Source organism: Streptomyces alkaliterrae (genome assembly GCF_007097205.2).
In the GTDB taxonomy this organism is placed as follows: domain Bacteria; phylum Actinomycetota; class Actinomycetes; order Streptomycetales; family Streptomycetaceae; genus Streptomyces; species Streptomyces alkaliterrae.
In genome coordinates this window covers 1-8,183 of record NZ_VJYK02000246.1, presented here as the reverse complement: position 1 = coordinate 8,183, position 8,183 = coordinate 1, and the positions used below count along the sequence as shown (strand labels likewise).

The following is an 8,183-nucleotide window of genomic DNA, read 5'->3' as shown; positions in this document are numbered from 1 at the left end:
CCGCCGGACCGGGCGGGGTGGGCGCTGCCGCCGCGACGCCGGGCGGCGGCTCCGGCATGGGTTCGCCGGCGGCCGGCGCGGGACGGCTGGTTCCCGGGACCCAGGCCGAACCATCCCAGTAGCGGATATATCCCGGGATGGACGGATCGGGGTAATAACCCGCGGTGGTGCTGCCGTTGGCAGATCCTGAGGGAGGCGCGCTCATCAGTCCGGTCCCGTATCTACTTGGCCACAGGGTGTGCTTCGCTGCCGGATGCCAGCGCATCACGGCTGCGGGGTCAACATCTACCAGAATGCCGCCGCCCGGCGCCCGGTCCGCCGTGTCTTCCGGCCTTCCGGAGTCCTGGCTTCCGCTTCCGACAGCCGCCGGGTACGCCGCACCGCACCGCGCCACGGCCCGCGCCGCCCCGCCCCGACGTGCGGTTCGTCGCGCTCGGAGCCGCTCCGGCCGCCGCCCGAAAAGTGGAGCGAGAAATTCCTGCGAAACCCGCGTAATGATCCGCGACCGGTCCTCTCTCCATCTGTGCGAGACCCGACCGGGAGAGAGGATGCCCACGATGGAGACCGTCATCGAACGTGAGATGGAACTGCGGCTGGTGGTCACGCGGGACCGCAGCGTCGGCCTGCCGGCACGCTTCACCTACCGCACCGGCGACCCGTACGCCGTGCACGTGTCCTTCCACATCGACACACCGCAGCCGGTGCACTGGACGTTCGCCCGGGAGCTGTTGGTGGAGGGGGTGTTCCGGCCCTGCGGGCACGGCGACGTGCGGGTGTGGCCGACGAAGGTGAAGGGGCGGAACGTGATCTGCCTGGCTCTGAACTCCCCCGACGGCGAGGCCCTGGTGGAGGCGCCCTCGGTGCCGCTGGCGGCGTGGCTGGAGCGGACGCTCCGCGTGCTGGCCCCCGGCGACGAGGCGTCCGAGCTGGGCATCGACGAGGGCCTGGCGGCGCTGCTCGCCCCGGCCGGCGGCGGAGAGGACCCGTTCCCCTTCGACGGCCGGCCGACGGACGAGCCCGGCGAGCCCGGTGCGTGACGGCCCCCGCGACGGTGCCGAGGTGCCGGTCAGAAGAGCTTGCCCGGGTTGAGCAGTCCGAGCGGGTCGAACACCTCCTTCACCCCTCGCTGGAGTTCGATCCCGACCGGACCGATCTCCCGGGCCAGCCACTCCTTCTTCAGCACACCGACGCCGTGTTCGCCGGTGATGGTGCCGCCGAGTTCGAGGCCGAGCGCCATGATCTCGTCGAACGACAACCGGGCCCGGGCGGACTCCTCGGGGTCGGCCGCGTCGAAGCAGACGGTGGGGTGGGTGTTGCCGTCCCCGGCGTGCGCGCACACGCCGATGGTCAGCCCGTGGCGTTCCGCGATGGCGGCGACGCCGTCCAGCATGTCGGCGAGCCGGGCGCGCGGCACGCACACGTCGTCGATCATCGTCGTGCCCTTGACCGCCTCCAGGGCGACCAGCGCCGAACGCCTGGCCTTCATCAGCAGCTCGGACTCGGCGGCGTCCTCGGCCGGTACCACCTCCACGGCGCCGGCCGCCTCGCAGAGCAGGGCGACGGCCCGCAGGTCGCCCGCCGGGTCGGCGGTGTCGAACCCGGCGAGCAGCAGGGCCTCGGTGGTCTCGGGCAGGCCCATCCGGGTGAGGTCGTTGACGGCCCGCAGCGTCGTGCGGTCCATCAGTTCCAGTACGGCCGGGGTGTGTCCGTCGGCCATAATGCGGCAGACGGCGTCGCCGGCGGCCCGCGCGGAGGGGAACTCGGCGGCCAGCACGAGCGTCCGCGGCGGCCGGGGGCGCAGCGCGAGCACGGCCTTGACCACCACTCCCAGGCTGCCCTCGGAGCCCACGAACAGCCGGGTGAGGTCGTATCCGGCGACGCCCTTGGCGGTGCGGCGGCCGGTGTGGAGCAGCCGCCCGTCGGCCAGGACGACCTCCAGGCCCAGGACGTACTCGGCGGTGACCCCGTACTTGACGCAGCACAGCCCGCCGGAGGCGGTGCCGATGTTGCCTCCGATCGTGCACTGCTCCCAGCTGGAGGGGTCGGGCGGATAGCACAGGCCGTGCTCGGCCACGGCCCGCGAGAGCGCCGCGTTGACCACGCCCGGTTCGACGACGGCGATGCGTTCGACCGGGTCGACCTCCAGGATGCGGTCCATCCGCAGCAGCGACAGCACTATGCAGCCGTCGGAGGCGTTGGCCCCGCCGGACAGCCCGGTACGGGCCCCCTGCGGCACGACGGGCGTGCGGGTGGCGGTCGCGGTGCGCATGACGTGCTGGACCTGCTCGACCGTTCTGGGCAGGACGACCACGGCCGGCTCGCCGGGCGGGCAGAAGCCCGCCATGTCACCGGCGTAGGCACGGGTGACGTCGGGGTCGGTGAGCACCGCGTCGGCCGGGAGTCCGTCCAGCAACCGCTCGATCAGGTCCGCCATGCGCCCAAGCCTGGCACCGCCGGGCCCGCCCGACAACACACGACCCGCGCCTGTGGACAACTCGGCCCCGGCCCCGCGGCGGCCGTGCGGCCCCGGGGGAACTGGCGTCCCACCGGGGCCGGTTGAAGAACGGCGGAGCTCGTCGGGGCTCAGAGGTTGCCGCGGCGCTCCTGCTCGCGCTCGATGGCCTCGAAGAGCGCCTTGAAGTTGCCCTTGCCGAAGCCCATCGAGCCGTGCCGCTCGATCATCTCGAAGAAGACCGTCGGCCGGTCCTGCACCGGCTTGGTGAAGATCTGGAGCAGGTAGCCGTCCTCGTCGCGGTCGGCGAGGATCTTGAGCTCGCGCAGCTCGTCGATCGGCACCCGGGTGTCGCCGACCCACTCGCCGAGTGTGTCGTAGTAGGTGTCCGGCACGTCGAGGAACCGCACGCCGGCGGCGCGCATGCTGCGGACGGTGGAGACGATGTCGTTCGTGGCGAGCGCGATGTGCTGGACGCCGGGACCGCCGTAGAACTCCAGGTACTCGTCGATCTGCGACTTCTTCTTGGCGATGGCCGGCTCGTTGATCGGGAACTTCACCTTCTTGGTGCCGTCCGCGACCACCTTCGACATGAGCGCCGAGTACTCGGTGGCGATGTCGTCGCCGACGAACTCCTTCATGTTGGTGAAGCCCATGACCCGGTTGTAGAAACCGACCCACTCGTTCATCTTGCCCAGCTCGACGTTGCCCACGCAGTGGTCGATCGCCTGGAACGTGCGCTTGGCGGGCGGCGCCACGATCGGCTCGGCGGCGACGTAGCCCGGCAGGTAGGGGCCGTCGTAGCCGGAGCGGTCGACGAGGGTGTGGCGGGTCTCGCCGTAGGTGGCGATCTGCGCCACCACGACGGTGCCGTGCTCGTCCTTCAGCTCGTACGGCTCGGTCAGCCCGGTGGCACCGTGCTCGACGGCGTGCGCGTAGGCCTTGCGGGCGTCCGGCACCTCGATGGCGAGGTCGACGACGCCGTCACCGTGCGCGGCGACGTGCTCGACGAGGAAGCGGCCCCAGTCGGTGCTCGCCTTGATGACCGAGGTGAGGACAAAGCGCGCCGCGCCGGACTCCAGCACGTAGCTGGCGGTCTCCCGGTTGCCGTTCTCCGGCCCGGAGTAGGCGACGAGCTTCATCCCGAAGGCGGTCGAGTAGTAGTGCGCGGCCTGCTTGGCGTTGCCCACGGCGAAGACGACCGCGTCCATGCCCTTCACCGGGAAGGGGTCGTCCTGGCGGGGGGTCTGGAGGGTGGGGGTGTTCGGCTCAGTCATGGCCGCAGGTTCCCGCCGAACCGCATGATGCGCAATAGTTTCGATTTCCATTGGACAATCCGTCCAGTGGTCTGGCGGTATCGTCGGTCCATCTGTACATGATGACCACCGCACGGTGTGCCATGGAGAAGGGAGCCGCGCGTGGGCGTGGACCGACTGGACGGACGACTGATCCAACTGCTCGCCGAGGAGCCGCGCGTCGGCGTGCTGGAGGCCTCCCGGCGGCTTGGCGTCGCCAGGGGAACGGTACAGGCCCGGCTCGACCGGCTGCAGTCGTCCGGGGTGATCCGGGGTTTCGGCCCGGAGGTGGACCCGGCGGCGCTCGGCTACCCCGTCACCGCGTTCGCGACGCTGGAGATCAAACAGGGTCAGGGGCAGGATGTCCGGGCCCATCTGGCGACCGTGCCGGAGGTGCTGGAGCTGCACACCATCACCGGGCACGGCGACATGCTGTGCCGCCTCGTCGCCCGCTCCAACGCCGACCTGCAACGCGTCATCGACCGGGTCGTCGGCTTCGCCGGGATCGTGCGGGCGTCCACCGCGATCGTGATGGAGAACCCGGTCCCGCTGCGGATCATCCCGCTCGTCCGGCAGGCGGCGGGCATCTCCCAGCCGCCGGAAGCTCCGCCCGCGGGCGACGACCGCTGAAGGCCGGTTCGAGCGGAACTCAGCAGCTCGGGACCCGGCCGCCGTCACCGAGCGCCTTCAGCGCGTCGATCGCACCCTTCAGCGTGCGGACCGGGACGAGCCGCAGCCCGTCGGGCCGCTCGGCCTTCGCCGCGGCGCACTCGGCCTCCGGCACGAGGAACACCGTCGCGCCGTCGCGCCGCGCGGCCTGCGTCTTCAGCGGCACCCCGCCGACCGGCCCGACCGTGCCGTCGGCCCGGATCGTGCCGGTCCCGGCGATCACCCGCCCGCCGGTCAGCTCGCCGCCACGGCCGTCGCCGTCCAACGTCTCCACCAGCCCCAGAGCGAACAGCAGGCCGGCGCTCGGCCCGCCGATGTCCTCCAGGCGCAGCTCGACGTCGACGTCGTCCGTGGAGAGGCGGAGCTGACGCAGCGCCGCGCTCACCGCCGCGTTCTGTGACTTCTCCATCTGCGCCGCGTTGTGCCGCCGGATCTCCGCCGGGGAGTTCCCGGTCGGGTAGACGGCCTCCTTCGGCATCACCGCGCGGTCCCGCGCGAACCAGCCGGAGACCACGTCCGCGAGCCTGACCGGGGTCTCCGGCGTCGTCGCGGCGATCGTGGTCATCAGCAGCCTGCCGTCCGCGCCGCGCTCGGCCGTCTCCCGGCCACTGACCGTGATGACCGGTTCGCCGCGGTGCTCGCCGAGCACGTCGGCCGTGACACCGGGCTGGGCCACGGCGAACGGCAGCGGCGCCAGCGCGGCCACCGCCAGCAGGCCGGCCACCGGAACGGCACACAGCGCGAGGACGGTACGGCGAGGAGGCGCGGGGCGAGAGCTCACCCCAGCAATCTAGAACACCCACCGCCGCCACGGTGGCCAGGGGCGCCGCGCCGTGGCCGCGACGCCGCTCAGCGCGGGGTGGCCATGCTCAGCGCAGGGCGTCCGACACCTCGCGGGCCGCCGCCACCACCCGGTGGCCGATTCGCTCGGGTACGGATTCGGACAACATCACCACACCCACGCTGCCCTCGATCCCGCTCACCCCGAGCAGCGGCGCCGCCGCGCCACTGGCGCCGGCCTCCAGCTCCCCGTGGGTCAGCACAAAGCCGCCGTCCGTCAGCAGCTCCTCGGTGGGCACCGCCGAGTCGCCGTAGCCGTTGCGCGACACCGACATGCCGACGGCCGGCTCGGCACCGGCCGGCTCCAGTTCGCGCTGCCGACCGGCGAGGATCGCCCGCCCCGCCGCGCCCCGGTCCAGCGGATGCCGGAAACCGGTGCGGTAGGCGACGTGGTAGTCAGTCCAGCTCGGCTCGACGACGGCGACGGCCAGCGCCTCCTGGCCGTCCACGAGGGTCAGGTGCGCCGTCGCGCCTACCTCCTCGGCGAGCGAGCGGAGCGCCGGCAGCGCGGCCTCGCGCACCAGCGGGTGGACCTGCCGTCCCAGCCGCAGCACGCCGAGGCCCACCCGGGCGCGGCCGCCCAGGTCGCGGCGTATCAGCGCGTGCTGTTCCAGGGTGGCCAGCAGTCGGTAGATGACGGTCCGGTTGACACCGAGCCGGTGGGACAGTTCGGTGACGGTCAGTCCGTGGTCGGTGTCGGCGAGCAGCTTGAGGACGCGTAGTCCCCGGTCGAGCGTCTGAGAAGTCTCCGCGGTCACGACGCCCCCTCCTCGGGTGAGTGGCGGCCTCCGACGTAAGCTCGTCGCTGCTGCTGTCCCGCGCGCAGGGCGTACCGGGAGGCCACCGGTCGGCGCTGTCAGGTCGTACCGGCTGCGCTCCGGGGCGGCGCTGCCACGGGGCGTGTGCGTGTCCGAAACCTAGCGGCGCGCTCCGCTTACCGGAAGACTCCGTCCAGAATCCGGGCGAGAGCCCGACGGCGAATTGCGGCCCCACGCGCCGATTGCCGGGAAACTCCCGGCGCGGAGGGGCGCACACGGGCCGCTCCGATCCGCGGACAGGCCCCCCGCTCAACGCATCCGGGTCGCCCACTCCTGCACCTTGGCGATGCGCTGCCGCAGCTGCCCGGCCGTCGCCTCGGCCGCCGGCGGGCCGCCGCACACCCGGCGCAGCTCGGTGTGGATCACGCCGTGCGGCTTGCCGCTCTGGTGCACGTACGCGCCGACCATCGTGTTGAGCTGCCGCCGCAGCTCCAGCAGCTCCTTGTGGGTGACGACCGGCCGCCGCTCTGCGGGGATCTCCGGGAGGTCGGCCTCGGCGTCCGGGCGCTTCCTGCTGTGCGCGATCTGCTTCGCCTGCCGCTTCTGGAGCAGCATCTGCACCTGGTCGGGCTCCAGCAGTCCGGGGATGCCGAGGTAGTCCTGCTCCTCCTCGCTGCCCGGGTGCGCCTGCATGCCGAACTCGGCGCCGTCGTACATCACGCGGTCGAAGACCGCGTCCGACTCCAGTGCCTCGAAGGGGAGTTGGTCCTGCTCACCGGTGTCCTCGTCCTGCTGCCGCTCGGCCTCCTTCAGCAGGTCGGCCTCCTCGGCGTACGGGTCGTCGTCGCCGCCCTTCTTCGGCTTGTCGAGCACGTGGTCCCGCTCGACCTCCATCTCGTGCGCGAAACCCAGCAGCATCGGGATCGTCGGCAGGAACACCGACGCCGTCTCGCCGCGCCGCCGGGACCGCACGAAGCGGCCGACGGCCTGCGCGAAGAACAGCGGCGTCGAGATCGTCGTCGCGTACACGCCGACGGCCAGCCGCGGCACGTCCACGCCTTCCGACACCATCCGCACGGCCACCATCCAGCGGTCGTCGGAGTCGCTGAACTCCTCGATGCGCTTGGAGGCGCCGGGGTCGTCCGAGAGGACAACGGTCGCCGCCCGCCCGGTGATCTCCCGGATCAGCTTGGCGTAGGCGCGCGCCGAGTCCTGGTCGGCGGCGATGACCAGGGCCCCGGCGTCGGGTATCGCCTTGCGCACCTCCGTCAGCCGCCGGTCCGCCGCCCGCAGCACGCTGGGCATCCACTCGCCGCGCGCGTCCAGCGCGGTGCGCCATGCCTGGGAGATCGCGTCCTTTGTCATCGGCTCGCCGAGCTTGGCCTCGATCTCGTCGCCGGCCTTGGTACGCCACCGCATGTTGCCGCTGTACGACAGGAAGATCACCGGGCGCACGACACCGTCGGCCAGCGCGCTGCCGTATCCGTAGGTGTAGTCGGCCACCGAGCGGCGGATGCCCTCGCCGTCCTCCGCGTAGCTCACGAACGGGATCGGGTTGGTGTCGGACCGGAACGGCGTACCGGTCAGTGCGAGCCTGCGCGTCGCCGGGTCGAACGCCTCGAAGCACGCCTCGCCCCAGGAGCGGGTGTCGCCGGCGTGGTGGATCTCGTCCAGGATGACCAGCGTCTTCCGCTGCTCGCACCGGTTCCGGTGCAGCATCGGCCGCACGCCGACACCGGCGTACGTCACCGCCACCCCGTGGTACTCGCGGCCCACCGGGCCCGCGCTGTATTCCGGGTCCAGCCTGATCCCTATCCGGGCGGCGGCCTCGGCCCACTGCTTCTTCAGATGCTCGGTCGGGGCCACCACGGTCACCTGCTGCACGACGTGGTGGTGCAGCAGCCACGACGCCAGCGTCAGCGCGAACGTCGTCTTACCGGCGCCGGGCGTCGCCACGGCCAGGAAGTCACGCGGCTGCTTCTGGAGGTACAACTCCATCGCGGCCTGCTGCCAGGCACGCAGCTTGCTGGCCGTTCCCCAGGGAGCGCGGCCGGGGAACGCCGGGGACAGATGGTGCGAGGTGGTGGTACTCACGGTCTCCGCGGGGCAGGTCTCGGCTACGACAACCGCGTCAGCCTACCGGCCCCCACCCCCGACCCCGGGCAACCG

The 8,183-nt window shown here is 72.1% G+C and carries 8 protein-coding genes; 2 read left to right on the top strand and 6 right to left on the bottom strand.

Translation table 11 applies throughout. The features are described 5' to 3' along the window. A partial coding sequence (locus FNX44_RS20125) for a DUF2510 domain-containing protein (RefSeq protein WP_143649860.1) occupies window positions 1–205 on the bottom strand: 205 nt, incomplete at its 3' end. Window positions 206–557: 352 nt separating this feature from the next. Here FNX44_RS20125 and FNX44_RS20120 point away from each other — a divergent pair. Then, window positions 558–1,037: an SsgA family sporulation/cell division regulator gene (locus tag FNX44_RS20120; RefSeq protein WP_143649858.1), complete on the top strand. Its 480-nt coding sequence runs from the start codon at window positions 558–560 to the stop codon at window positions 1,035–1,037. Window positions 1,038–1,066: 29 nt separating this feature from the next. Here FNX44_RS20120 and FNX44_RS20115 read toward each other — a convergent pair whose 3' ends face one another. Then, the gene (locus FNX44_RS20115) at window positions 1,067–2,434 is read right to left on the bottom strand and encodes an FAD-binding oxidoreductase (RefSeq protein WP_143649856.1); all 1,368 of its coding nucleotides are present in this window, start codon (window positions 2,432–2,434) and stop codon (window positions 1,067–1,069) included. Window positions 2,435–2,583: 149 nt separating this feature from the next. Then, entirely contained in the window at window positions 2,584–3,729 is a 1,146-nt protein-coding gene (gene hppD, locus FNX44_RS20110; RefSeq protein ID WP_143649855.1) for a 4-hydroxyphenylpyruvate dioxygenase, read from the bottom strand. Between the two features lie 141 nt (window positions 3,730–3,870). Here hppD and FNX44_RS20105 point away from each other — a divergent pair, with 141 nt between their 5' ends. After that, the gene (locus FNX44_RS20105; protein ID WP_143649853.1) at window positions 3,871–4,377 is read left to right on the top strand and encodes an Lrp/AsnC family transcriptional regulator; all 507 of its coding nucleotides are present in this window, start codon (window positions 3,871–3,873) and stop codon (window positions 4,375–4,377) included. Between the two features lie 19 nt (window positions 4,378–4,396). On the opposite strand, the gene FNX44_RS20100 is transcribed toward FNX44_RS20105, so the two are convergent. The 3 genes from FNX44_RS20100 to FNX44_RS20090 form a co-directional block, all read right to left on the bottom strand. After that, window positions 4,397–5,197 carry a S16 family serine protease gene (locus tag FNX44_RS20100; RefSeq protein WP_143649851.1) on the bottom strand — a complete coding sequence of 267 codons (801 nt, stop codon included), beginning with the start codon at window positions 5,195–5,197 and terminating at the stop codon, window positions 4,397–4,399. Between the two features lie 88 nt (window positions 5,198–5,285). Continuing rightward, entirely contained in the window at window positions 5,286–6,014 is a 729-nt protein-coding gene (locus FNX44_RS20095; RefSeq protein ID WP_143649849.1) for an IclR family transcriptional regulator, read from the bottom strand. Between the two features lie 309 nt (window positions 6,015–6,323). Continuing rightward, window positions 6,324–8,108 (bottom strand): DEAD/DEAH box helicase, encoded by a 1,785-nt coding sequence (locus FNX44_RS20090; RefSeq protein ID WP_143649848.1) that lies wholly within the window; start codon window positions 8,106–8,108, stop codon window positions 6,324–6,326. Window positions 8,109–8,183: the final 75 nt, after the last annotated feature.

Bases quoted from the DNA above. Each gene is read 5' to 3' on its own strand.
- FNX44_RS20120 (WP_143649858.1), top strand. From the start codon at position 558: ATGGAGACCGTCATCGAACGTGAGATGGAACTGCGGCTGGTGGTCACG.
- FNX44_RS20115 (WP_143649856.1), bottom strand. From the start codon at position 2,434: ATGGCGGACCTGATCGAGCGGTTGCTGGACGGACTCCCGGCCGACGCG.
- hppD (WP_143649855.1), bottom strand. From the start codon at position 3,729: ATGACTGAGCCGAACACCCCCACCCTCCAGACCCCCCGCCAGGACGAC.